Origin of the sequence: Microvirga pudoricolor, assembly GCF_016892705.1 — a bacterium.
GTDB lineage: Bacteria > Pseudomonadota > Alphaproteobacteria > Rhizobiales > Beijerinckiaceae > Microvirga > Microvirga pudoricolor.
In genome coordinates, this window is the sequence record NZ_JAFEMB010000001.1 from 243,377 (window position 1) to 266,065 (window position 22,689).

A 22,689-nucleotide genomic window follows, 5' to 3' on the forward strand; every position below is an offset into this window, starting at 1 on the left:
GAACTGCAACGGCCCCGCTTGAAGGCACGCATGAGTTGGTTTAGGCGGCTAATGAATTGATGGCGGCCGGTTTTCAGGCTGCCGTTAGGGAAGATCTATTTCATGACAACCACAACCGATCTTCTGATCGTCGGCGGCGGCATCAACGGCGCGGGGATCGCGCGCGACGCGGTGGGCCGGGGGCTCTCCGTGGTCCTGTGCGAGCAGGGCGATCTGGCGGGCTATACATCCTCGGCCAGTACGAAGCTGATCCACGGGGGCCTTCGCTATCTCGAATATTACGAGTTTCGCCTCGTCCGGGAGGCTCTGTTCGAGCGCGAGCGCCTGCTGGCGGCCGCGCCGCACATCATCTGGCCCCTCCGCTTCATCCTCCCGCACGAGAAGGGCATCCGGCCGGCCTGGTTCGTGCGCCTCGGGTTATTCCTGTACGACCATCTGGCCCCACGCAAGAAGCTGCCCGGGACGGAGACGATCCACCTGACCACGCATCCCGCGGGTAAGGGCCTCAAGCCCGGCTTCGACACGGCTTTCGTGTACTCGGACTGCTGGGTGGAGGACAGCCGCATGGTGGCGCTCAACGCCCTGGACGCGGCCGAGCGTGGCGCGGACATCAGGGTGCGCACCAAGCTGGTTGCGGCGCGGCGCGACGAAGACGGATGGGTGGCCACCCTGCAGGATGCCGACAGCGGAGAGACACGGGAGGTCCACGCCCGCGTTCTGGTCAACGCCGCCGGGCCCTTCGTGGCGGACGTGCTGAACGCCAAGCTCGGCCTCAACACGCAGAAGGGCGTTCGCCTGGTCAAGGGCAGCCACATCGTGGTGCCGAAACTGTTCGACACGCCCCAGGCCTTCATCCTGCAGAACACGGACAAGCGCATCGTGTTCGCGATCCCCTATCAGGAGAAGTTCACCCTTATCGGAACCACGGACATTCCCGTGGAGGCCGTGCCGGACAAGAAGGTGACGATCAGCGACGCGGAGGTTCAATATCTCTGCGACGTGGTGAACCATTTCTTCAAGCGCCAGGTGACGCCTGCCGACGTGGTGTGGACCTATTCCGGCGTCCGTCCTCTGTTCGACGACGGCTCGGTGAACGCTTCGGCGGTCACGCGCGACTACGTGTTCGACCTGGACGCCCCTGGCGGCAAGTCTCCCGTGCTGTCGATCTTCGGCGGCAAGATCACCACATTCCGCAAGCTCTCGGAGCATGCCCTCGATGAGCTCAAGCCTTACTTCCCCAACATGAAGCCCTCGTGGACCGAAACCGCGAAGCTTCCCGGCGGGGATATGCCGGACGCGGATTTCGATCGTTTCTTCGCGGGTGTGAGGCAGCGCTGGCCCTTCCTGCCCGAGCCCCTTGCCCGCCGCCTTTCGCGCGCCTATGGCACCAGGATCGAGGAGTTGCTCGGCAAGGCCGCCTCCCTGGCCGACCTCGGAGAAGACTTCGGCGGCGGCCTTACGGCTGCGGAGATCGATTATCTCGTCCGGTGGGAATGGGCCCGGACCGCCGAGGACATCCTCTGGCGCCGCTCTAAACTCGGGCTTCACGTGCCGGTGGACGCGCCCGAGAGGATCGACGCCTATCTGGCGCGCCGCGGGCCCGATGCGGTGGCCGCGCAGTGAAATCAGGCATGGATTGAGCTCACAGGGGCATTACGCCCTGTGACCAGGGCCCGGCAATCAGGCCTTGGCCCGCGTTTTGCCCCCCGCACCTAAGCCAGCGCGCCCCGCAACCGCTCGGCGTGCTCTGCCAGAACGTCCGGTTTTTCCATCTGCCCCGTGTGGGGCTTGAGCGGCTCGCCTTCGAAGCGTGGGATCACGTGGACATGCAGATGGAAGACGACCTGCCCGCCCGCGCTCTCGTTGAACTGCTGGATCGTCACTCCATCCGCCCCAAACGCGCTCTTGGCCGCAAGCGCGACCCTTTGCACCCCCTTCATGAGTTCGCCGAGGCTCTCAGGGTCCGCATCGAGAATATTGCGCGACGGAATCTTGGGGATCACCAGGGTGTGACCGGCCCCTCGCGGCATGATGTCCATGAAGGCCAGCACATGATCGTTCTCATAGACCGTGTGAGCCGGCATCTCACCCCGCAGGATCTGGGCGAAGATGTTGCTGTCGTCGTAGCTCATGAGGTCATCCGTTCCTGACGCGGTGTCTGCTGGTTCGAACTCACTCAACTGGGGAGAGCGCCGGACGTCAACTGCGTCCAAAGCCTTGCTCGCCCCGGCGGCACAGGATTTTAGAACGATTTCACTCTGGAATAGATACCTAAACTCGAGGCTATAGCCAAGCTTATCTGCGTATTCGGATAGTTAATTTCATGTCTGCTTTAAGCGGAACTATCGAATTGGGCATGGGTTGTTGAAAACGAAAGCATTCATCGCCGAGGAGGAAAGAGATGGCGACTGGCAGTTCGACCTCGAAACGCGGTTTCGCATCTATGGATGGTGACCGTCAGCGTGAAATCGCGAGCAAAGGTGGCAAAAGCGTTCCCGCCGAGAAGCGTTCATTCTCGCAAGACCGTGAACTGGCCTCCGAGGCTGGCCGCAAGGGTGGTCAAGCCTCAGGCAGCAGCAGAAGCCCACAGGATTGATGGGCATCGCATAAAGGGGCCGATTTATCGGCCCCTTTCTTTTTGGCAAGAAGGTGATTCAGGCAGCGAAACCCGGATGAGGTCCGACGCTGTCAGGGGCTGAAATGGAAGCGGTTGTATCCGCTGGCGAAGGCGGCACGCTCGGCCTCGGACAGGATCACGCGAGATCCCATGACCGCCTCGAAAGTATCCTTGGTCAAAAAGGCTGTCTTGAAGGGCAGGCTCTTCAAGGAAGCGCAGATATCGTGCGCCAGCGACATGAGCGGCCCTTCGCCAGCGATCCCAAGAGCTCGGCCTGCCTCCAAGGCAAGATCGTCATGGGCCCCATCCGCGGCGCTGATAAGGGTCATGAGGCAGAACTCATCCGCGCTGCCCCACCGGGAATGGAGCGGGCGGAAGTCCAACGGCGTCTCCCGCTTTCGACGCAGGGCAAACCCAAACAGCAGGCTGTCCGAGACGGTTGCTCGGGACGCCTCAGGGCCGATCAGGCGCGTCAGCTCTGCCTCGAGCCCATCCATGGCCGCGACGCTGCCGTGACCTTCGGACGATCCGAAGGTGCGAAACAGATCGATCACAGAGACCGCATGTGGTTCGAATAGGATTGAGACACTTCTTGGGCTTTCACCCATCACTCCGCCTCCATGAGCCCCCGGAGGCTCCCCCTCACCATATTTAGCCAATGCGCGAGGCCGCAAGTGCCAGCGAGTCGTAATGCGAAGGAACGACCAGACGGCGCTGGACCATTAAGGGGCAGATCACCTCATCCCGCTGCCGGGCGGTCACAAGTCCGCTCAACATCGACGCAACCTGCGGATCGTCACTGGCATGGCTCGTGGTCACGAGCCGCAACAGTTCCGTCGGTAGGTCCTGAGTACAGAACAGGGTCCCCAGATCATCCGTGGCTGACATAGCGATCTCCCTGCAATTTTATGACTATAGATGCTCAACGTGACGCTTGGAGCCTGGTTCCGGCCCGGTCAGCATGTCGCAGCCAAGCTCCACCCATTCCATATTGAAATAATATTACTTCTTATAGGCAAAAGAAGGGCGCCCGGCCGAATGGCCGAGCGCCCAAGACGAGGCGATGAGATTACCGATTGGCGGAGGGGTCGAACTTAGGCGCAGCCTGGAGCTCTTCCTTCGTCATGCGCAGCATGACACGTTCCGGATTGTTGAGGGCGGTCGAGCCCGTGTTGGCCTGAGCGTTGTTGGACGCCATCGTGCCGGTGCCGGCGGTGCCCATCGTGCCGGTCGAGCCAGCGGTCGTCGAGCCGGTAGTGGCCGGGCTGTTGGGGGCAGTCGCGTTGGCATTGGCGTTATTCATGGCGCTGACCTGCGCTTCGCTCTGGAACTCGAGCGCGCTGAACGGGACGGCGACATCCTTTTCGCCGATGCCGAGGAAGCCGCCGACGCCGACAACCGCTGCGACGGCCTGGCCGCTGCGGTCCATGATCACATCGTTGATATCGCCGATGGACTCATTGTTGGCGCCCATGACGCGGGTGCCGATGAGCTTGGACGCCATGACCTGATTGGCCTCGGCCTTGGTCATGAACTGGCCGCTGGCCGACGGCATAGCCGAGGAGGCGGAACCCGAGGGTGCCATCGTCGACGAGTTGGCGCCCGGCGTCATGGCAGGCGAACCGGATGTGGTGGAGCCGGAGCCCGTTGCAGCGGGACGGTCGGTCGAACCCGAGGGCATAGTGTTCTGAGCGAAGGCAGGCACAGCAACAGCCGTTACGAGAAGGCAAGCCAGCATATGCTTCTTCAGCATTTTCTCTCTCCTGAAGGTTCGTTTTCAATCATTATCGTGCATGTGACACGTGCGAAGAACGCTCTGTTAACTCTTCGGTTCCGAAGTTTTGCGGTTGAAAAACCTCGACAAAACGCATCGGTGACGCCGTCTGAACAGATGTTCACCTTGGCGGTGCAAGTTCATCGCAAGGCGCAAGCGTTCTCATCACTGTACTGTGATCACTATCGGGAGCTCGATATCGCTTTTTCCGTGCTTCGACGCCGATCCGGCGAGATCTGAAGACTGGGCGGGTCAGCTCTGCGGCTGCGAGTCGGTCGATCTCTGCGAGCGGCGTCGAAAGAGCAGCGAAAAGGCGTGGCGCAGGGCGAATGTTTGGGGCGAGAGCGTCTCGTCCGCCACGAGTCTGGCACCGTCTTTTCGACGGGCCAGAACTAGGCGGCGATTGTGGAAGGCCTCCAGCTCCGGACGATGTCCGACGCTCACGAGCGCGGCATCGGGAAGACGCTTCGAAATGCGGTTGAGGAGCATCTCTTGGGTTTCGGTATCGAGCGCGGAAGTCGCCTCGTCCATCACGATGATGTCAGGTCGCTGGATGAAGAGCTGTGCGAAGGCCAGACGCTGTTGCTCGCCCCCCGACAGCGTCCGCTCCCACGGAACGTCCGTGTCGTGGATGCGGCCCATCAGGTGCTGCAGTCCGGCATCCTTGAGGGCGGCCTGCACGTCTTCGTCCGTTAGACTGTCCGCCGGATTGGGATAGGCCACGGCACGCTTGAGCGTGCCGATGGGCACGTAAGGACGCTGTGGCATGAAGAACAGGCGAGACCCCTTGCGCACGGAAATCTCGCCCTCCCCCCAAGGCCAAAGGCCGGCGATCGCGCGGATCAGCGTGCTCTTGCCGGCGCCGGATTCGCCCACCACGAGGACTTTCTCGCCGCTGTCGATGACGACGCGCGTCTCGCCCACCACCGCTGTCCCATCGTCGAGATTCACCGAGACGTTCAGGAGCTGAAGGGCCGCGCCTTGTTCGGCGTCCGTATGCCGGATGTGCCCGGCTCCCGGCTTCTCGGCGAGTTCGAGCCTGTCGAGCGAGACGATCAGTCCCGCCACGCGATTGGCCGATGCCGTCCAATCCGCGAGCTTCGGATAGTTCTCCACGAGCCAGTTGAACGATTGCTGCACCGTCACGAAAGCGGTCGAAGCCTGCATGACCTCACCGAGCGACATCGTTCCGGCAAGATATTTGGGCGCGCAGAGAATGATGGGAACGACGGGAGCAAGGACGAAATTGCCGTAGGACACGACGGTGGTGCGCAGGTATTGCCCGCACATGGCGCGCCATTGCATGATCACCCGGCCGAGCGCCTCACTAAGGGAATGGCGCTCTTCCGGTTCTCCACCCAGGAGCGCGATGCTTTCACCGTTCTCTCGCAAGCGGGTTGCGGCGTAGCGGAACTCAGCCTCGTACTGGTTCTTGCCCTCGGCCACCTCGACGAAACGGCGGCCGATGAAGACCATGGCGGTCGTGGTGATGGCCGAGTAGATGATCGCTACGAAAACGAGGTAGCCCGGCACCGAGATGGTCGAGCCGTTCAGTTCGAACGATATCGCCCCGCCGACGGCCCACAGAACGCTCGTGAACGTGATGGCGGTGAGAACGGCCGTCGTCACCCCGAAGGCGAAATCGATGGGCGACTCGGTGGCGATCCGCGTGTCGTCGGCGATTCTGAACTCTGGGTTCTGGTGCTCGCCCTGGATGAAATTGAGCTGGTAGTAGCGACCGTTCCGAAGCCACCGGTCGATCTGGTAGTCGGTCAGCCAAGCCCTCCAGGCCCGTTGCGTCGTCAGCCTGCCCCATACCGATGCGACAGTGAGGGCGACCGCGGAGACCGCCAGAGGGACGAAAAAAAGGGCCAGCCATCCGACCAGCGAGATATCCTTCTTCTCCAGAGCATTGAAGAGATCGCGATTCCAGACGTTGAGCCGATACTGAACGTAGAGCTGCGCCAGGATGATCGCAAAAAGCGTCAGGGTGAGGAACCAGGCCTCACGCTTGCGCACACCGGTCCAGAAGCCTGAGGCGACCTGCCAGAAGCGAGCGAAAAGGAGGCGGCGCTGGGTCGCCTGGACATCTGGCTTCACGGATGCGCTTCCACGGGGAGGGGGCAGCCTTCCCGATCAGGAGAGGCGGCCGGTTTCCAAGCTGGCGAGGCAGAGGCTCGGTGTCTTGCTCGCTTCGGACTTTACCAGGGGGCTAAGAGCTCCGAGGCACCCTACCGGATTGCTCTTTCGCTTCGGCTCTTCCAGCGCGTTCTCGCGCTCGACCTTGGGCTCCGTTTTGATATTGACCGGGCGCTGCGCCACGGGGCTGGCGGCCTCTTCCTTGATCGTCACAACCGGAAGGTCCACATCCTTGGCGAAGAAGGTGGTGTTGGACTGAGGATCGGCGCGATAGACAATCTTCCCGGCCTCGTCGCGCAGGATGACGGTGGCCTTGCCAATGCCCACGAGTTCAACCGTCGTGACAGTCGAGCGATCCTCCGCACGAACCGGCTTGGACAGCCGATCCGCCTTGGCGGCCGACATGACCTCCTGAGCCATGCTGGCCTCATGAAGCGAAGCCTTGGGTGGCGCGGAATCGCTCAGGGCATTCTGTGCGAAGCTGACCGCCAGAAACGCCGTTCCGGCAATTCCTAAAAGTGTTCCTGGCATACCGAGCATCTTGGCCTCCCGCTTCTTGCAGCCTGGCTAACCTCGGCAGAACAACGTCATCCGAACTTCGATGGTTCCTCTTCCTTAACCAACCATAAAGATAGCATTAGAGGGGAACTTTAAGTCTTTAGGGCTGTTTTTATAGCACCGGCCTCCTGGTCCTCCCCGCATTCCCCTTGTGCACTGGCCGGCAACTTTTAAGACGGGTCCTCAGCGGCCCGTCTTTTTTCTTGTCACGATCCGAACTAGACAGCAAAACGCCCGGCCATTGGCCGGGCGTTTTGCTTGGTTGCTTGCAATCTGTTCGATCAGGCGACGGCGCGACGGCGGGCGGCTTGCTGGAAGAACAGCGCTTGGCTGATGACCGCCGACACGTTGGCAGGCTGGAAAGGCTTGGCGATGAGGAAGGCCGGCTCCGGGCGCTCGCCCGTCAAGAAGCGCTCCGGATAGGCCGTGATGAAGATCACCGGCACCTCGAAGGCCTTGAGAAGATCGTTCACCGCATCGAGACCGGAGCTGCCGTCGGCCAGCTGGATGTCCGCCAGGATGAGGCCGGGTCGCTTGGTGGCCGCGAGCTTCACCGCCTCGGTGCGGGTACGGGCCACGCCGGTGACGTTGTGGCCTAGGCCTTCGACGAGGGCCTCGAGATCCATCGCGATGAGGGGTTCGTCTTCGATGATCATGATGTCGGTGGCCATGTCGGCCGCGAGTTCGCGCCCGGCCTCGTCGACGAGATCGCGGACGGTCTTCACGTCCACGGAGAGGATTTTGCCGACTTCCTCCTCGGAGAAGCCCTCAAGGCTCGAAAGGAGGAAGGCTTGGCGCGGAAGGGGAGTGATCTGGCCGATGCGAACCTCTGCGGGCAGGTCCCGCTGGATCTGCTCGCCCTTGCCGTTCACGGAAAGCGAATTCCAGATCCGCGTAAAGACCTCGAAGAGCTCGACTTTCACGTTGCCGGCCGCCCCGATGGTTTCCGGCTCGCTGACAAGTGTTTCGAGAGTTGCCGCCACATAGGCGTCACCGGCCATCTGGCTGCCTGTCAGCGCGCGGGCGTAACGACGAAGATACGGCAGGTGTTGGACGACAAGCTGAGCTGTCGACATTCGCTTCCCCTTATAGTGCTTTGACTCGTAGAGATTCCTACGACCGTCTAAACTCGGCCGCAGAGGAAAAGTTCCATTTTTGGGAACCGGAAGCAAGGAGCCGCGTTATGCTTCGAAAACATGCGCGCGCACTGCCAAGCTTGGCTCGAAACGGGCCGTATGCTGGGCGGCAAGGGGTTAAAGAATGACGGGTGATAAAGGGAGCAAGCTTGCCAGGGTCATCCCGGAAGCATCGCTCGACGATAAGCTGTCCTCGGAGCCAAAGCTCGACAAGCTCAGCCAAGGCCGCATCGGCGATCAGCTCAGGGCCATGTACGACGACCTGATGCAGCAGCCGGTTCCAGACCGTTTCAAGGATCTCCTGGATCAGCTCGAGAAAAAGGCCTCCAGCGCCGGGAAGTCCTCATGACCGCAGCGCCCGAGCCGGCCCTGCGGGACGCTCTTCTGGCAGCTGTTCCAAGTCTCCGGGCCTTCGCCATATCCCTCTCCGGTCAGGTCGACCGGGCGGACGACCTCGTTCAGGACACGCTCCTGAGGGCCCTTTCGAACCTGCACCGGTTCGAGCGCGGCACGAACCTCAACGCCTGGCTCTTCACGATCCTCCGGAATCTCTTCCATTCGGAGTATCGCAAGCGGCGACGCGAGGTCGAGGATCCGGATGGTTCCTACGCGGGACGTCTGAACGTGCAGCCCGAGCAGGGCTCGCGTCTCGACTTCGAAGATTTCCGTACGGCTCTCAACAGGCTGCCGTCCGACCAGCGGGAAGCCCTCCTCCTGGTCGGCGCCTCGGGCTTCTCCTACGAGGAGGCGGCGAACATCTGCGGCTGTGCGGTCGGCACGATCAAGAGCCGGGTGAACAGGGCGAGGTCCCGATTGGCCGGCCTCCTGAACGTGGACGACGTGGAGGATCTGGGACCCGACCGGATGACGCGGGCCGCCCTGCAATCCAACTGAGATGCAGCAACTGGCCCATACGCGTCCTCAACCCTCCGCTCGCCGGGATACCTAATAAAAAAAAGCGCCGCTCGATGAGCGGCGCTTTCTCATTTCAGCCCCAACCGGTCTAGAGTGGGTTGCGCCCACGCAGCAGACCGATAACGGCCGAGATGGCGAACAGCACGATGGCTACGAAGAAGATCAACTTCGCGATTTCCACTGCCGTGCCGGCAATGCCGCCGAAACCGAACAGGGCGGCGACGAGTGCGATGATGAGAAAAGTGACAGCCCAACCGAGCATGATGTTACCTCGCAAGATTAAGAACTCGGCCGTAGCCGACGTCGCTTCAACAACTCCAAGCGAAGCATTAGGGTTCCGCAGCCAAGACTCATTTGCACCGTAATGCTTGCGTGAAGGACAGCCCCCAAGCATTCGCCTTAAGGTCTGCTGGAGACCCTTGGAACTCGGCCGCTCTCCATACGTTGGCTTGCACAGATGGAGACAGATGATGAACCGTGAAACAGCACTCCGTGCGTGTGTTCCGTTTTTGATTATTACCGCTCTCGCTGCCATTACTGGGCTGTCGGCCCAGGTCGAACTGGCCGAAGTCGTTTTCCTCATCGGAGCTTCGGTTTGTGCCTTGCTCCTCGTGTCCGCTTTCGCGATGCCGCCCCAGCAGCCCGTACCGGTTCGGATCAGGCGCCGTCGCTGATCCCGATCCTGGTCCGATGCGAGGATGGAAAGCGCCCTTTCGGGCGCTTTTTCGTTGTCAGGACTCGGTGGCGTCGCCACCGTTCGGATGGAGCACGGAGCCGGTGATGTAGGAGGCGTCCCGCGAGGCGAGGAAAAGAAAGCACGAGGCTACCTCGTTGGGCTGCCCAGGGCGCTTCATGGGCGTATCGGCCCCAAACTTCGAGACCTTCTCGGCATCGAAGGTGGCGGGGATGAGGGGTGTCCAGATCGGGCCGGGCGCAACGCCATTCACGCGAATGCCTTTTTCGGCCAGCTTCTTGGCGAGCGACCGGGTGAAAGCCACGATGGCGCCCTTGGTGGAACTGTAATCGAGCAGTTCGGGACTGCCCCGATAGGCGGTGACCGAAGTGGTGTTGACGATGGCCGCCCCTTCTCCGAGGTGCTTCATGGCCGCCTGTGTCATGTAAAAATAGCCGAAGATATTGGTGCGGAACGTGCGATCGAGCTGTTCGGGCGTGATCGCCTCGATCTCCTTTTGGGGGAACTGCTCGGCCGCGTTGTTGACCAGGACGTCGAGCTTGCCGAAGCGATCGACGACCTGCTTCACGGCCGACCCGCAGAAATCCGGCGAGGTCACGTCGCCGGCGATGGTCAAGCAAGCCCGGCCCTCCGCTTCGATCAGAGCCTTGGTGTCCTCGGCATCCTTGTGCTCATCCAAGTAGACAATCGCCACATCGGCGCCCTCGCGAGCGAAGAGCACCGCCACGGCGCGCCCGATCCCGCTGTCGCCCCCGGTGATCAGAGCGACCTGGTCCTGCAGACGCCCGCTGCCTGGGAAGCGTGGCTCGTAATCGGGCCTGGGGTTCATCTCGGTTTCGAGACCGGGCTGGCGGTCCTGGGTCTGCGGGGGCATCGTTTGTCCGGAACTCATGGCCTGTCCTGCTTCTGGAGGAGCGGGCGGGCTCGCATCGAAAAGCCCGCGTTCGACGACCAAACGCGGGCTCGGGGTGCCTGTTCCGGAAGCGCGGTAACTAGAGGGCGTCGGCGCTGCCGACCGGCTCGCGATCCGACGCGTTGTCCCGCAGGAGGTGGTAAAGGGTGATGGCCCCGAAGGTGGCGGTCCCGATCCCGTCCAGGGTGAACCCGCCGATCGTCAGCTTGAAGTTACCGGCGCCGAGGATCAGGGCGACCGCTACCGTGATCAGGTTGCGGGGCCGCGAGAAGTCGACCCGGTTCTCCACCCAGATCCGTCCCGCCGTCGCGGCGATGAGACCGAAGACCACGACGGACAGGCCGCCGAGCACGGGACCCGGGATCGTGCCGATGAAGGCGCCGAATTTCGGAGACAGGCCGAGCAGCAGGGCGATGGCCGCTGCGACCAGGAAGATCAGCGTCGAATAGATCCGCGTCACCGACATGACGCCCATGTTCTCCGCATAGGTCGTCATGCCCGTACCCCCGAAGGCGCCGGACACCACGGTGGCGACGCCGTCGCCCATGAAGGCCCGGCCGAGATAGGGGTCGAGGTTGCGGCCCGTCATGGCGCTGATGGCTTTGATGTGCCCCAGGTTTTCGGCCACGAGGATGATCGCGACCGGTGCGACGAGGCTGATGGCGCTGGCCGTGAACACGGGCGACTGGAATGTCGGAAGCCCGAACCAGGCCGCCTGGCCGACCTTCGAGAAGTCGATGGCCTGTCCCAGGCCCAGGAGGTTCGCGGCGACGAAATAGGCCAAGTACCCGATGGCGCCGCCGAGCAGGATCGGCAATCTCCGCATGACGCCGCCCGAATAAACCGCGATGACACCCACGGCCAGCACGGTGATCAGGGCGATCCAGCGCGCGAAGGCCGTTCCGTTGGCGTTGTCGGGCGTGATGCCGGAGGCGCTGTTGATGGCGATGGGGGCGAGCACCAGTCCGATGGCGGCCACGATGGCGCCGGTCACTACCGGAGGCATCAGCCGCTCGACCCAGCGATGGCCCGCCATCTGCACCACGAGGCCGATGAGGAAATAGAGCACGCCCGCCGCAATGATGCCGCCGAGCGCCACGGGGATGTTCGGGTTCGGAGCCCCCACCGTCGCGCCGGTGGCGACCAGAACCGGGCCGATGAAGGCGAAGCTCGAGCCCAGATAGCTTGGGACCCGGCCGCCTACCATGAAGAAGAAGATCAGGGTTGCGATACCGGAGAAGAAAATCGAGACGTTCGGGTCGAAGCCCATCAGGATCGGCGCCAACGCCGTGGCGCCGAACATCGCGACCACGTGCTGGAGCCCCGCCACGAGAGTCTGGCCCACGGGCAGCCTCTCGTCGGGCATGATCACGCCCTCGGTCTTCAGTCTCCAACTCGGCAAAAATCCGTCGCTCATCGTCGTTCCCCCCGCCTCGATGCCCGGCACCCTAGACTCAGGCCCGAGCGAGGCGCTAGCCCTCCGGGGGATTTATCAACCGGCCTCGGGGCACGCCTGGACTTGAGGGGGCGCCGCCTCAGATAGGCCAGATCACCAGGCAGGAGGCGCGCTTGCGCAAGGATCACACCCATCCCGAAGGGACGGTTCACGGGCTCCACCTTCAGAGCGAGTGCCTGAGGGGCAATCTTCTCGGCGACCCGTCCCGGCGCCGGATCGACGTCTACGTCCCGGCGGGACATGATGGAGGCGGGCTGCCGCTTCTCGTGGATCTCGTGGGCTACACGGCTGGCGGGCCGGCCCATACCAATTGGAAGAACTACGGCGAGAACGTGCCCGAGCGCCTCGACCGGCTGATCGGATCCGGCGCCATGCCGCCTGTCGTGGTGGCCTTCCCGGACTGCTTCACCCGCCTGGGCGGCAACCAGTACATCGACAGCGCCGCCACGGGGCCCTGGGAGACGTTCCTGATCGGCGAGATGCTGCCTTTTGTCGAGAACACGTTCGGCTGTGGCGGCGACGGGCGCCGGGGCGTGTTCGGCAAAAGTTCGGGCGGCTACGGCACCTTGGTTCACGCGCTTCGCAACGGCGGCCGGGTGTGGGCGGCCGCCGCGTCCCATTCCGGCGATGTGGGCTTCGAGTACCTCTATCACCTGGGTGAATTCGCCAACGCCCTGCGCCACCTCCAGAATCACGGAGGTTCGATCGAGGCCTTCGTGCGCAAGTTCGAGGAGGGCCCGAAGGCCAAGGACGCGGACTGGCACACCATGATGGTTCTGGCTCAGGCGGCCACCTTCGATCCGGACCCGAGCCAGTTCTACGGCGTCCGTCTTCCCGTCGATCCGGACACCTGCGAATTGCTGGAAGAGCGCTGGGCCAACTGGCTGCGCTGGGATCCCCTCCGCATGGCCGATGTCGAGGAGCAGCGGGACGCGTTGCGGGGCCTGAAGGCGCTCTACATCGATTGTGGCGATATCGACCAGTACAACATGGTTTACGGCTCGCGCCTGCTCCATCGCAAGCTGGCGGCAGCCGGCATTCCCCACACGTATGAAGAGTTTCCCGACAATCACTCCTCGGTCGATTACAGGATGGACATCAGCCTCCCCCTTCTCGCCAAGGCGCTGAGCTAAGGCTCGCTAGCACGAGCCGTCATGCACCGTCCGGTTCGTCCTCCGTCGGGAGTTCGCAGCGGTTGTGAATGTGCGTGGCGGCGGTGGCGGCGTGTCCCATGCCCAACACGATCTGATCGAGTCCCCGGACCACGTCGCCCGCAGCGTAGAGACCCTTGACGGTGGTCTGACAATGGCTGTCCACCAGCAGCGCGCCGGACTTGTCCTGCTCGGCGCCGAGGGCGACGGCAAGGTCCGACCGGTATTTGAGGCCCAGCGCCGAATACAGGACGTCGAATTGGAACTCTTGCCCCCCGGACCGCAGGGCGGCGATGCGGTCGTCCTGTACGTCGAGGGCCTCGATGGGCTGTTCGACGATCTTGATCCCGTGCTCTTCGAGCTCCCGGCGCTGGCTGTCGTTCAGGTCCATCGGCTGGCCCAGCGTCAAGAGGGTCACGTCGCAGCCATAGGTTCGGGCGATGAAGATCGCCTCGCCCATCCCGTGGTCGCCGTAGCCGATGACCGCGACCTTCTTGTTTCGGGCCTCGAATCCGTCGCAGATCGGGCAGTAGCGCACGAGCCCCCGCTGGACCGCGTTGGGCACGTCCGGCAGGTCGGGCTCGACGTCCACGGCTCCCGTGGCGAGCAGGACCCGGCGGGCCACGATCTGCAGCGACCGCCCGGTCTCCCGGTCGTCGATGAACGCGATGAAGCGATCCGGCTGCTTGCGCAGCTCCGTCACCGTCCCGTCGACCACCGGAACGTCGTACTTGCCAACATGGGCGCGCTGCCGATCGAGGATTTCAGGGCCGCCGATGCCCTCGACGAAGAACGGGATGTTGTGGCTCGTGGGGATCCAGGCCGCCCGCGGCGCGCCGCTATCGACCACGAGAGCCTTGCGCTCGAACCGGGCCAGATAGATGGCGGCCGTGAGGCCCGCGGGGCCTCCTCCGACGATCAGGCAATCCAACAGCTCGTCTTGCGCGCTCATCCGTTCCCGGCTCCTGTGATTTCGCGTCGGGGCCTAATGCACAAGCGTGCTCCAATGATCCTCGTCAAGCCTGCAAAATCGCAAAGGCGCTGGCATGGTTGCATGGTTTGGTGCGACACTGAACCCGACGGATCCGAGAATCGGGAGAGCAAGCGGGTGGCCGGAACAGTGAGATGGGGCGTCCTGAGCGCCGCCAAAATCGCCCGCGAGCAGGTCATCCCCGCTCTCCAAAAGGGCCGCTTCTCGGAGGTGGCCGCCATCGCGTCCCGGGATGTGGGCCGGGGGAGGCAAGCGGCCGAAAGCTTCTCGATCCCCAAGGCCTACGGGTCCTACGAGGACCTCCTGGCCGATCCCGACATCGACGCGATCTACAACCCTCTTCCCAACCACCTGCACGCGCCGCTGACGATCGCGGCCCTGGAGGCCGGAAAGCATGTTCTGTGCGAGAAACCCATCGCCCTGAACGCCGGGGAGGCCAGGGACATCGAACGGGCCCAGACCGCAAGCGGGCGTCTCGTGGCCGAAGCCTTCATGGTGCGCCATCATCCGCAATGGCGGCGGGCGCGCGAGATCGTCCAAAGCGGACGCCTCGGCGATGTCAGGGCCATCCAGACGATCTTCGCCTACAACAACGTCGATCCCAACAACATCCGCAACAATCCCGAGATCGGCGGCGGCGGCCTTTACGATATCGGCTGCTACGCCATCGCCACCGCGCGTTTCATCTTCGGGACCGACCCGGAGCGCGTGATCGGATTGTTCGAGCGCGATCCCGCCATGGGGACCGACCGCCTCACCAGCGCCCTGGCAGCCTTCCCTAACGGAAGGCAGCTCGCCTTCACCTGCTCCACCCAGCTCGCCCCGAACCAGCGGGTCCAGATCAACGGCACCAAGGGACGGCTTGAGATCCAGGTGCCGTTCAACGCCAAGCGGCACGACGCCACCCGGATCGTGTTCGACGACGGACGGGATCATCTGGGCGGTGGCGCCGAGGTGGAAGAGTTTCCGCCTACGGACCAGTACGTGCTGCAGGGGGAGGCCTTCTCGCGGGCGATCCTGGAGGGCGGCCGCCTGGAATTCCCGATCGCCGACGCCGTGGTCAACATGCGCATCATCGACGCCCTGTTCCGCTCCGACCGCTCGAACGCCTGGGAGACCGTCTAGCCGTCCGCCGCCATTCATGGCCGGAATGAGGTTGTGAGCAGAATTCGCTTGCGGCAGGCCACGCCCCCGGCCATGTGGGCGCAGGCTTGAGGAAGTGTAGGAGCACGGTCATGCGATCCCGGACGGGCGGTGAGATTCTGGTGGACCAGCTGGTCGCGCAGGGCATCGACCACATCTTCTGCGTGCCTGGCGAGAGCTACCTGGCCGTGCTGGACGCCCTCCACGACGCCTCGATCCAGGTCACGGTCTGCCGCCAGGAGGGTGGCGCGGCCATGATGGCGGAAGCGCACGGCAAGCTGACGGGCCGTCCCGGAATCTGCTTCGTGACCCGTGGCCCCGGGGCCACCAACGCGTCGCCGGGCCTGCACATCGCCATGCAGGACTCGACCCCGATGATCCTGTTCGTCGGCCAGATCGAGCGTGGCGTGCGCGAGCGGGAGGCCTTTCAGGAACTCGATTACCGCGCCGCCTTCGGAGCCATGGTCAAGTGGGCGACCGAGATCGACGACGCGGCCCGGATCCCAGAAATCGTGTCCCGCGCCTTCCACGTGGCCACGTCGGGCCGCCCCGGCCCGGTGGTCATCGCATTGCCGGAGGACATGCTCACGGAAATGGCGGAGGTGGCCGACGCTCCTGCCTGCCAGGTGGTCGAGACGCACCCTTCGCTGGGCCAGATGGCGGAGCTGCAGAAGCTCCTGCACGGGGCCCGGAACCCCATAGCGATCCTCGGTGGCAGCCGCTGGTCGGAGGCCGCCGTGCAGCGCTTCAAGCGCTTCGCCGAGCGATTCGACCTGCCCGTCGCCTGCAGCTTCCGGCGCCAGATGCTGTTCCCGGCCGATCACTCCTCCTACGCGGGCGATCTCGGGCTCGGGGTCAACCCGAAACTCTTAGGCCGCATCAAGGACGCCGACCTCGTTCTTCTCGTGGGTGGACGCCTGTCGGAGGTTCCGAGCCAAGGCTACACGCTCTTCGACGTCCCCTCCCCGGCGCAAAAACTGGTGCACGTGCATCCCGACGCGGGCGAGCTCGGCCGGGTCTACATCCCGCATCTGGCCATCAACGCCTCGCCGACCGCCTTCTCGGCGGCGCTCGAGAGCGTGCACCCGCCCGCCAGCCTGCCCTGGAGCGAGGCGACCCGCGAGGCCCATGCGGCCTATCTCGCCTGGAGCGATCCGACGACGGTCCGGCATCCCGGCGCACTGCAGATGGGCGAGGTCATGGCCTATCTGCGGGACAAGCTGCCCAAGGACACGATCTTCTGCAACGGTGCCGGCAACTTCGCCACCTGGGTTCACCGGTTCTGGCCCTTCCGGACCTACGGCACGCAGCTCGCGCCGACCTCGGGGTCGATGGGCTACGGGCTTCCGGCCGGCGTGGGCGCCAAGCGGGTCCAGCCGGGCAGCACGGTCGTGGTGTTCGCGGGCGACGGCGATTTTCTCATGAACGGCCAGGAATTCGCGACCGCGGTCCAGTACGGCCTGCCGATCCTCGTGGTGCTGCTCGATAACGGCATGTACGGCACCATCCGGATGCACCAGGAGCGGGAATATCCCGGGCGCGTCTCGGCCACGCTCCTGAAGAATCCCGATTTCGTCGCCTATGCGAGAGCGTTCGGAGGCCATGGGGAGCGCGTGGAGCGCACGGAGGACTTCGCGCCGGCGCTCGAGCGGGCCATTGCCTCGGGCCAGCCCGCGATCCTGCATTGCCTGCTCGATCCGGAAGCCATCACGCCCGCCCTCTCCCTGTCGCAGATCCGCGAAAAGGCCCTGGCGTCTCGGGAGACCCGCGGGCAGCCCGCCGGGTGATCAGGTGGCCTCGCCGGCCGCTTCCCGGACCAGCCAGTCCCGGAAGGCCACAAGGGGCGGATACAGCGCCCGCTCCAGGGGCCACATGAGATAGTAGCGCTCGGCGCTCTCGAGCGGCCGGTCGAGGGCGGGCACGAGTTCGCCCCGGCTCAACTCGCTTTGCATGAGGAAGATCGGCAGCAGCGCCACGCCGAGCCCTGCCATGGCGGCCTGGGCCGCCGTGGCGAACTGGTCGAACATCATCCCGTGCACGCCCTCGTCCGAAGTGCCGTTGGCGCGGAACCAGCGCTCCCAGGCATCGGGCCGGGAGGCCAGGTGCAGCAGGGGCGCGGCGCGCAGGTCCTCCGGTGTCTTGAACCCGAACTGCCGCGCCAGGTCCGGGCTGCAGGCCGGGATGACGCGCTCCTTCATCAGGAAGGCCGATTCCGCGCCGGGCCAGTCCGCGTTGCCGAAATGCACGGCCGCGTCGAAGGATTCCCGCTTGAAGTCGAAGGACTGGATGCGGGTCGCGAGGTTGATGGTGATGCCCGGATGGGCCTCCAGGAACCGGCTGAGCCGGGGCGCCAGCCAGCGGGTGCCGAAAGTGGGCAGGATGGCCAGGCTCAGCGTGCCGCCGTTGGGATTTGCCCGAAGGTTGAGGGAGGCGGTGCTGATCTTGCGCAGGGCATCGCCGATCTCACGCGCGTAGAACTCGCCCGCATGGGTCAGGCGGACCGTCTGGCGCTCGCGCACGAAGAGCTCGACCCCGAGCTGGTCCTCCAGGGCCCGAATCTGACGGCTGACCGCGCTCTGCGACAGGTCGAGCTCGTTGGCGGCGGCCGTGAAGCTGCCGGTTCGGGCGGCGGCCTCGAAGGCGGACAAGAGGGCTGTCGTCGGCAGGAAGCGGCGGGGGATCTTCATGGTCATTCCGGATCAGAATGAGTAAAAGCATAATCGTCATTTGAAATCATCCCCGACCTCGGGCGTGTTTTCGGTACGGAAACGACACCAACCCCGGCACCCACGATGCAGAACGATCCCCGCTCCCACGGTCTCTGGGAGAAGACGGCCCCGCCCGCGCCCGCCACGGGCCCCCTGAAGGGCTCTGTCGAGGCCGACGTGGTGGTGGTCGGCGCCGGGTTCACCGGCCTGTCGGCCGCCCTTCACCTGGCCTCCGAGGGCGCCCGGGTCGCCGTCGTGGAAGCCGTGGAGATCGGATTCGGCGGATCGGGCCGCAATGTGGGCCTCGTGAATGCCGGGATGTGGGTCATGCCGGACGACCTGCCCAAGGAGCTGGGCGAGGAATACGGCAACCGCCTCCTCGACCTCCTCGGCAATGGCCCCAGCCTCGTGTTCTCCCTCATCGACCGGCATGGGATCGCCTGCGAGGTGGAGCGGGCCGGCACGCTTCACGTGGCGCATGGCCCCAAGGGCCTCCAGGAGCTGGAGGAGCGGGCGGCCCAATGGCGCAAGCGCGGTGCTCCCGTGCACCTGCTCGACGCCGCCGAGACCGCCCGGAAGGTGGGCAGCACCGCCTATGCGGGAGCGCTCCTCGACCTGCGCGCGGGCACGATCCAGCCTCTCGGCTACGTGCGCGGCTTGGGCAGGGCGGCCATCGAGGCGGGCGCACAGGTCTTCACGGGAAGCCCGGTCAAGGGCGTGACCCGGTCGGGTTCCCGCTGGACGGTCTCGACGGAGGGTGGCTCCGTCACGGCCGACTGGATTGTCGTGGCCACGAACGCCTATACGGGCACGCCCTGGGCCGAAATCCGGTCGGAGATCGTGCTCCTGCCCTATTTCAACTTCGCCACGAAGCCGCTCAGCCACAACCTGCGCGCCTCGATCCTGCCGGAGCGCCAGGGCGCCTGGGACACCAAGAACGTGCTGAGCTCCTTCCGCTTCGACCAGGCGGGCCGACTGGTCTTCGGGAGCGTCGGAGCCCTGCGAGGCACGGGCCTTCCCATCCACCGGGCCTGGGCCAAGCGCTCCATCAGGAAGATCTTCCCCCAAATCGACGCCGTCGCGTTCGACGCGGAGTGGTACGGACAGATCGGCATGACCGACAACAGCCTGCCGAAATTCCACGTCCTGGCGCCAAACGTCGTCAGCTTCAGCGGCTATAACGGGCGCGGGATCGCGCCCGGCACGGTCTTCGGGCGGGAGCTCGCCCTGCACGTTCTCGGCCGCAAGACGCTGGCCGATCTGCCGCTCCCGGCGAGCGAGGTGACGCCGGTCAAATTCCAGGCCGCCCGGCAGGCCTCCATCGAGGCAGGGGCGCAGCTCATGCACCTCGTCGAGGCGCGGCTCTGAACACGATCAGGACGGCAGCCTCGCCCGCACCCTCTCCCGGTGAGCGGTGTAGAGGCCGCTCGCGATGATGATCACGGCTCCCACGAGGGTCCAGGAATCGGGCAGGTTGCCGAAAACCGCGAAGCCCAGGAGCGTCGACCAGATCAACTGGCTGTAGGAGAACGGGGCCAGCACCGACGCCCTGGCGTGCTGGAAGGCCAGCACGGTCAGCCATTGCGCGGCCGTCGAGGCGGCGCCCGTGACGATTCCGAGGCCGATCTCCCGCCAGCCGGGCGTCGTCCATTCGAACGGGACCAGCACCGACGTGAACGCGAACCCCACCAGCGCCGCATAGGTGAGCGCCACCAGGGGGCCGTCCGCGCTGCTCATCTTGCGGGTGACGATGAGGGCAACGGCCCAGCAGAGCGAGGATGTGAGCGGAAAGAAGGCCGCGGCGTCGAAAGCTCCCGTGCCCGGACGCACCACGATGAGCACCCCCAGGAGGCCGATGAAAACCGCCGCCCAGCGGCGGATCCCCACGAACTCCCCCAGGAGCAGGATCGACAGGGCCGTCACGTAGACCGGGGCGATGAAGGTGATGGCCGTGGCCTCCGCCATCGGCAGGTAGCGCAGGCCCATGATGAACAGGATCGTCGAGCCCAGGACGCCGCAGGCGCGCACGAACTGCAGGGCGGGCCGCTTGGACCGGAAGGCCTTGGCCCCTGCCCCGCTGAGGGCGACCGCACCCATCATCAGGGCCAGGAAGACCACGTAGCGCAGCCAGGCGATCTCGATAGCCGGCATGCTGCCCGTCATCAGCTTGGAAGCCGCGTCCGAGCACGAGAAGCAGGCGAAGGCGGCGACCAGCAGCGCGATGCCCTTCAAGGGATTGTCCGGCTGGACAGCCTTGACGGGCGGGTGGCGAAGCGGCTGATCGGCCATTGTGGGGCACCGGCAGGAGGGAGACGGCGCAACCCATACACGCATCGGCCGGGGGCGTCGACCAAAGGTCAGAACATGCCAGGGCTGCCCTGGGCGTGACCTCGCCGGGCCGGACCTCAACGAAAAAGGCCTCCCGGAGGAGGCCTTCTCGTGGCGGGAGCCGCCTTCGTCAGAAGATGAAGAAGTCGTTGTGCGTCAGGTCCGTCTTCGCCTTGACCTTGGCGAACAGGACCGCGCCCTTTCCACCGAAGCCGTCGGCATCGTAATAAACCTTGCCGGAGCGTTGATCGTAGAGGATCTTGTCGCTCTTCTCCTGGCCCTTGGTCGGGTCGCCGATCTTGTAGAAGTCTTCGGCGTTCAGGGTCTTCTTGTTCAGCGCCTTGAACACGCTCTTCTTGAGATAGAAGGTGTCGTCGTTCCCCTTGACGTTCTTGAAGTCCGTGATCTTGTCGACGTTCTTCTTGGCGTTCAGCTTGGTGTCGAAGACGAAGCGGTCGTTGCCCTTCAGGCCCGTGATGGTGTCGTTGCCGAGACCGCCCGCCAGCTTGTTCTTGCCAGCATTGCCGATGATCACGTTGTTGAGGTTGTCGCCCGCCGTGTTGATGGCCGTCTTGCCGAGGAGCACGACCCGTTCGACGCCGATCGTCTGAGCGGCCGTCAGGGTGACGCTGGTCTGGATGATGTCCTTGCCGGCGGTGTCGGAGATCATCACGCGGGCATCGTTGACGATGTAGGTGTCGTCGCCGGCGCCGCCGTTCAGCGTGTCGGCGCCCGTGCCGCCGCTGATGGTGTCGTTGCCGGCCGTGCCGGTGATGACCTGGTTGAACTCGTTGCCGGTGAGCCTCGTTGCGGTGGTCTTGGTGGAGGTCAGGAATTCGACCTCCACGCCGGCCGCGAGGGTGTAGTCGGCGCTGGTCTTCACCGTATCGGATCCGCCGCCGACGCGCTCGACCACCACGTCGCCGCTGGCGTCGACGAGGAACAGGTCGTTGCCGCCGTTGCCGGTGAGGATATCGTTGCCGGTGCCGCCATCGAGCGTGTTGGCGAGGTCATTGCCGGTCAGGGTGTCGTTGTAGCGGGATCCCGTCAGGCCCTCGATGCTCTCGAGAACGTCGCCCACCGCATGGCTGCCGGAATGCGTGGCGCCCGCGACGAGGCTGACCGTGACGCTGGTCGTGGCGCGGTTGTAATCCGCGAAGTCGATGCCCGCGCCGCCCCGCAGGAGGTCGCCGCCGAGATAGCCGGCCAGCACGTCGTCGCCGTTGCCGCCATCGATGGTGTTGGCCACGTCGCTGCCGCCCATCGTGTCGTTGAAGTTCGAACCGACGAGGCGCTCGATACCCGAGAAGGTGTCGCCCGCGGCTTCGCCGAGGCCCGCGACCACGTAGATCATGTCCATGCGGATCGCGGCGCCAGCCGACGCATAGCTCACCGTGTCGATGCCGACCGCGTTGGCGTCGTCGACCGTTCCACCCAGGAACTTGTCGGCGCCGGCGCCGCCGATCAGCACGTCGTCGCCGAGCCCGCCCTCGAGGACGTTGTCGCCGTCGCTGCCCACGAGGGTGTCGTTGAACTTCGAGCCCAGGAGGCCCTCGATCTCGCTATAGGTGTCGCCCTCGGCTTCACCGCTGTTCTTGAACCCGTAATGCGCGCTTCCCAGCACGGCCACGACGCCCGTGGTCGCATAGGCGTAGGATGCCGCGTCGATGCCGGCGCCGCCGCGCAGCACGTCCGCGCCGCCGAGGCCGCTGAGGTAATCGTTGCCGGCGCCGCCTTCGAGGGTGTTGGCGTTCTCGTCGCCGATGAGAAGGTCGCTGAAAGCGGAACCCTGCAGACCCTCGATCGAGTCATAGGTTGCGCTGATCGCCCAGCCCTGGGACGTCGGAATTCCGTTGGTCGTCGTGCTGGCCGTCAGGCTCGCCACAACGCGTGCCGGAGCGTCGACGAAAGACGCGATGTCGGCGGTATCGGCCGCGGTTCCTTCGAAGTCGAAACCTGTGTCCGTAGCCTTGATGAGTGCCATATTATCCTCGGTTAAAACATTTTGCCTTGGTGATTGCTCTTGCCCCTCGAAAAAATTCGGGAAAGCAAAGACTTGGACTTGAGCGCTTCGAGGAAATCGGCTCTCGGCCTACAGGGACGAACGTTCGCGTTAGAACTGTATTGATCACCCACCCACGCACGAACCGGTCTGTCTCCGTCCAT

23 protein-coding genes are annotated in these 22,689 nt (G+C 64.5%); 9 read left to right on the forward strand and 14 right to left on the reverse strand.

Going from position 1 to position 22,689, the window contains the following annotated elements; all coding sequences use genetic code 11:
• Positions 1 to 102 precede the first annotated feature (102 nt).
• Positions 103 to 1,623 (forward strand): glycerol-3-phosphate dehydrogenase, encoded by a 1,521-nt coding sequence (locus ILT42_RS01095; RefSeq protein ID WP_204213463.1) that lies wholly within the window; start codon positions 103 to 105, stop codon positions 1,621 to 1,623.
• Positions 1,624 to 1,712: 89 nt separating this feature from the next.
• Here ILT42_RS01095 and ILT42_RS01100 read toward each other — a convergent pair whose 3' ends face one another.
• Complete coding sequence (locus ILT42_RS01100; RefSeq protein WP_204213464.1) at positions 1,713 to 2,132, reverse strand: HIT family protein; 420 nt, start codon at positions 2,130 to 2,132, stop codon at positions 1,713 to 1,715.
• A gap of 269 nt (positions 2,133 to 2,401) precedes the next feature.
• Between ILT42_RS01100 and ILT42_RS01105 the strand changes: the two genes are divergently transcribed.
• Entirely contained in the window at positions 2,402 to 2,596 is a 195-nt protein-coding gene (locus ILT42_RS01105) for a con-10 family general stress protein (protein WP_204215097.1), read from the forward strand.
• A gap of 92 nt (positions 2,597 to 2,688) precedes the next feature.
• On the opposite strand, the gene ILT42_RS01110 is transcribed toward ILT42_RS01105, so the two are convergent.
• From ILT42_RS01110 to ILT42_RS01120, 3 genes are all read right to left on the reverse strand, one after another.
• The gene (locus ILT42_RS01110) at positions 2,689 to 3,171 is read right to left on the reverse strand and encodes a hypothetical protein (RefSeq protein WP_204213465.1); all 483 of its coding nucleotides are present in this window, start codon (positions 3,169 to 3,171) and stop codon (positions 2,689 to 2,691) included.
• 97 nt (positions 3,172 to 3,268) lie between these two features.
• On the reverse strand, positions 3,269 to 3,505 hold the full coding sequence (locus ILT42_RS01115) for a hypothetical protein (protein ID WP_204213466.1): 237 nt from the start codon (positions 3,503 to 3,505) through the stop codon (positions 3,269 to 3,271).
• A 181-nt stretch (positions 3,506 to 3,686) separates the two neighbouring features.
• Positions 3,687 to 4,370, reverse strand: coding sequence for a PRC-barrel domain-containing protein (locus tag ILT42_RS01120; RefSeq protein ID WP_204213467.1), 684 nt, complete (start codon positions 4,368 to 4,370; stop codon positions 3,687 to 3,689).
• Here ILT42_RS01120 and ILT42_RS01125 point away from each other — a divergent pair.
• Complete coding sequence (locus ILT42_RS01125) at positions 4,356 to 4,631, forward strand: hypothetical protein (protein ID WP_204213468.1); 276 nt, start codon at positions 4,356 to 4,358, stop codon at positions 4,629 to 4,631. The two genes, ILT42_RS01120 and ILT42_RS01125, sit on opposite strands and share 15 nt — an antisense overlap.
• Positions 4,632 to 4,643: 12 nt before the next feature.
• On the opposite strand, the gene ILT42_RS01130 is transcribed toward ILT42_RS01125, so the two are convergent.
• The 3 genes from ILT42_RS01130 to ILT42_RS01140 form a co-directional block, all read right to left on the reverse strand.
• Positions 4,644 to 6,491: an ABC transporter ATP-binding protein/permease gene (locus ILT42_RS01130; protein WP_204213469.1), complete on the reverse strand. Its 1,848-nt coding sequence runs from the start codon at positions 6,489 to 6,491 to the stop codon at positions 4,644 to 4,646.
• A 36-nt stretch (positions 6,492 to 6,527) separates the two neighbouring features.
• Positions 6,528 to 6,950 (reverse strand): hypothetical protein, encoded by a 423-nt coding sequence (locus tag ILT42_RS01135; RefSeq protein ID WP_204213470.1) that lies wholly within the window; start codon positions 6,948 to 6,950, stop codon positions 6,528 to 6,530.
• A gap of 419 nt (positions 6,951 to 7,369) precedes the next feature.
• Positions 7,370 to 8,164, reverse strand: a complete 795-nt coding sequence (locus ILT42_RS01140) for a response regulator (protein ID WP_204213471.1) — start codon at positions 8,162 to 8,164, stop codon at positions 7,370 to 7,372.
• A gap of 184 nt (positions 8,165 to 8,348) precedes the next feature.
• On the opposite strand from ILT42_RS01140, the gene ILT42_RS01145 reads away from it, so the two are divergent.
• The gene (locus tag ILT42_RS01145) at positions 8,349 to 8,573 is read left to right on the forward strand and encodes a NepR family anti-sigma factor (RefSeq protein WP_204213472.1); all 225 of its coding nucleotides are present in this window, start codon (positions 8,349 to 8,351) and stop codon (positions 8,571 to 8,573) included.
• Entirely contained in the window at positions 8,570 to 9,118 is a 549-nt protein-coding gene (locus tag ILT42_RS01150) for a sigma-70 family RNA polymerase sigma factor (RefSeq protein ID WP_204213473.1), read from the forward strand. The genes ILT42_RS01145 and ILT42_RS01150 overlap by 4 nt, the downstream gene beginning before the upstream one ends.
• A 109-nt stretch (positions 9,119 to 9,227) precedes the next feature.
• Here ILT42_RS01150 and ILT42_RS01155 read toward each other — a convergent pair whose 3' ends face one another.
• The 3 genes from ILT42_RS01155 to ILT42_RS01165 all read right to left on the reverse strand — a co-directional run bounded on the left by ILT42_RS01155 (position 9,228) and on the right by ILT42_RS01165 (position 12,163).
• Positions 9,228 to 9,401: a DUF1328 domain-containing protein gene (locus ILT42_RS01155; protein WP_109596226.1), complete on the reverse strand. Its 174-nt coding sequence runs from the start codon at positions 9,399 to 9,401 to the stop codon at positions 9,228 to 9,230.
• Positions 9,402 to 9,870: 469 nt separating this feature from the next.
• The gene (locus ILT42_RS01160; protein WP_204213474.1) at positions 9,871 to 10,725 is read right to left on the reverse strand and encodes an SDR family oxidoreductase; all 855 of its coding nucleotides are present in this window, start codon (positions 10,723 to 10,725) and stop codon (positions 9,871 to 9,873) included.
• A gap of 100 nt (positions 10,726 to 10,825) precedes the next feature.
• The gene (locus ILT42_RS01165; protein ID WP_204213475.1) at positions 10,826 to 12,163 is read right to left on the reverse strand and encodes a solute carrier family 23 protein; all 1,338 of its coding nucleotides are present in this window, start codon (positions 12,161 to 12,163) and stop codon (positions 10,826 to 10,828) included.
• A 152-nt stretch (positions 12,164 to 12,315) separates the two neighbouring features.
• Between ILT42_RS01165 and ILT42_RS01170 the strand changes: the two genes are divergently transcribed.
• Positions 12,316 to 13,335, forward strand: coding sequence for an alpha/beta hydrolase (locus ILT42_RS01170; RefSeq protein ID WP_204213476.1), 1,020 nt, complete (start codon positions 12,316 to 12,318; stop codon positions 13,333 to 13,335).
• Between the two features lie 19 nt (positions 13,336 to 13,354).
• Here ILT42_RS01170 and ILT42_RS01175 read toward each other — a convergent pair whose 3' ends face one another.
• Positions 13,355 to 14,305 (reverse strand): NAD(P)/FAD-dependent oxidoreductase, encoded by a 951-nt coding sequence (locus ILT42_RS01175; RefSeq protein WP_204213477.1) that lies wholly within the window; start codon positions 14,303 to 14,305, stop codon positions 13,355 to 13,357.
• 156 nt (positions 14,306 to 14,461) lie between these two features.
• On the opposite strand from ILT42_RS01175, the gene ILT42_RS01180 reads away from it, so the two are divergent.
• Positions 14,462 to 15,469: a Gfo/Idh/MocA family protein gene (locus ILT42_RS01180; RefSeq protein ID WP_204213478.1), complete on the forward strand. Its 1,008-nt coding sequence runs from the start codon at positions 14,462 to 14,464 to the stop codon at positions 15,467 to 15,469.
• A gap of 110 nt (positions 15,470 to 15,579) precedes the next feature.
• On the forward strand, positions 15,580 to 17,274 hold the full coding sequence (locus tag ILT42_RS01185) for a thiamine pyrophosphate-binding protein (RefSeq protein ID WP_204213479.1): 1,695 nt from the start codon (positions 15,580 to 15,582) through the stop codon (positions 17,272 to 17,274).
• Here ILT42_RS01185 and ILT42_RS01190 read toward each other — a convergent pair whose 3' ends face one another.
• A complete protein-coding gene (locus ILT42_RS01190) occupies positions 17,275 to 18,180 on the reverse strand; it encodes a LysR family transcriptional regulator (protein WP_229428315.1) in 906 nt (301 codons plus the stop codon). It lies immediately after the preceding gene.
• A 99-nt stretch (positions 18,181 to 18,279) separates the two neighbouring features.
• On the opposite strand from ILT42_RS01190, the gene ILT42_RS01195 reads away from it, so the two are divergent.
• Complete coding sequence (locus ILT42_RS01195) at positions 18,280 to 19,563, forward strand: NAD(P)/FAD-dependent oxidoreductase (RefSeq protein WP_204213481.1); 1,284 nt, start codon at positions 18,280 to 18,282, stop codon at positions 19,561 to 19,563.
• A gap of 6 nt (positions 19,564 to 19,569) precedes the next feature.
• Here ILT42_RS01195 and ILT42_RS01200 read toward each other — a convergent pair whose 3' ends face one another.
• Complete coding sequence (locus ILT42_RS01200; protein ID WP_204213482.1) at positions 19,570 to 20,484, reverse strand: DMT family transporter; 915 nt, start codon at positions 20,482 to 20,484, stop codon at positions 19,570 to 19,572.
• A 169-nt stretch (positions 20,485 to 20,653) separates the two neighbouring features.
• Positions 20,654 to 22,507, reverse strand: a complete 1,854-nt coding sequence (locus ILT42_RS01205; protein ID WP_204213483.1) for a calcium-binding protein — start codon at positions 22,505 to 22,507, stop codon at positions 20,654 to 20,656.
• Between the last annotated feature and the right edge of the window lie 182 nt (positions 22,508 to 22,689).

Coding starts and splice junctions, on each gene's coding strand:
- ILT42_RS01095 (WP_204213463.1), top strand. CDS start 103: ATGACAACCACAACCGATCTTCTGATCGTCGGCGGCGGCATCAACGGC.
- ILT42_RS01100 (WP_204213464.1), bottom strand. CDS start 2,132: ATGAGCTACGACGACAGCAACATCTTCGCCCAGATCCTGCGGGGTGAG.
- ILT42_RS01105 (WP_204215097.1), top strand. CDS start 2,402: ATGGCGACTGGCAGTTCGACCTCGAAACGCGGTTTCGCATCTATGGAT.
- ILT42_RS01115 (WP_204213466.1), bottom strand. CDS start 3,505: ATGTCAGCCACGGATGATCTGGGGACCCTGTTCTGTACTCAGGACCTA.
- ILT42_RS01125 (WP_204213468.1), top strand. CDS start 4,356: ATGCTTCTTCAGCATTTTCTCTCTCCTGAAGGTTCGTTTTCAATCATT.
- ILT42_RS01120 (WP_204213467.1), bottom strand. CDS start 4,370: ATGCTGAAGAAGCATATGCTGGCTTGCCTTCTCGTAACGGCTGTTGCT.
- ILT42_RS01135 (WP_204213470.1), bottom strand. CDS start 6,950: ATGGCTCAGGAGGTCATGTCGGCCGCCAAGGCGGATCGGCTGTCCAAG.
- ILT42_RS01140 (WP_204213471.1), bottom strand. CDS start 8,164: ATGTCGACAGCTCAGCTTGTCGTCCAACACCTGCCGTATCTTCGTCGT.
- ILT42_RS01145 (WP_204213472.1), top strand. CDS start 8,349: ATGACGGGTGATAAAGGGAGCAAGCTTGCCAGGGTCATCCCGGAAGCA.
- ILT42_RS01150 (WP_204213473.1), top strand. CDS start 8,570: ATGACCGCAGCGCCCGAGCCGGCCCTGCGGGACGCTCTTCTGGCAGCT.
- ILT42_RS01155 (WP_109596226.1), bottom strand. CDS start 9,401: ATGCTCGGTTGGGCTGTCACTTTTCTCATCATCGCACTCGTCGCCGCC.
- ILT42_RS01160 (WP_204213474.1), bottom strand. CDS start 10,725: ATGAGTTCCGGACAAACGATGCCCCCGCAGACCCAGGACCGCCAGCCC.
- ILT42_RS01165 (WP_204213475.1), bottom strand. CDS start 12,163: ATGAGCGACGGATTTTTGCCGAGTTGGAGACTGAAGACCGAGGGCGTG.
- ILT42_RS01175 (WP_204213477.1), bottom strand. CDS start 14,305: ATGAGCGCGCAAGACGAGCTGTTGGATTGCCTGATCGTCGGAGGAGGC.
- ILT42_RS01185 (WP_204213479.1), top strand. CDS start 15,580: ATGCGATCCCGGACGGGCGGTGAGATTCTGGTGGACCAGCTGGTCGCG.
- ILT42_RS01190 (WP_229428315.1), bottom strand. CDS start 18,180: ATGACCATGAAGATCCCCCGCCGCTTCCTGCCGACGACAGCCCTCTTG.
- ILT42_RS01195 (WP_204213481.1), top strand. CDS start 18,280: ATGCAGAACGATCCCCGCTCCCACGGTCTCTGGGAGAAGACGGCCCCG.
- ILT42_RS01200 (WP_204213482.1), bottom strand. CDS start 20,484: ATGGCCGATCAGCCGCTTCGCCACCCGCCCGTCAAGGCTGTCCAGCCG.
- ILT42_RS01205 (WP_204213483.1), bottom strand. CDS start 22,507: ATGGCACTCATCAAGGCTACGGACACAGGTTTCGACTTCGAAGGAACC.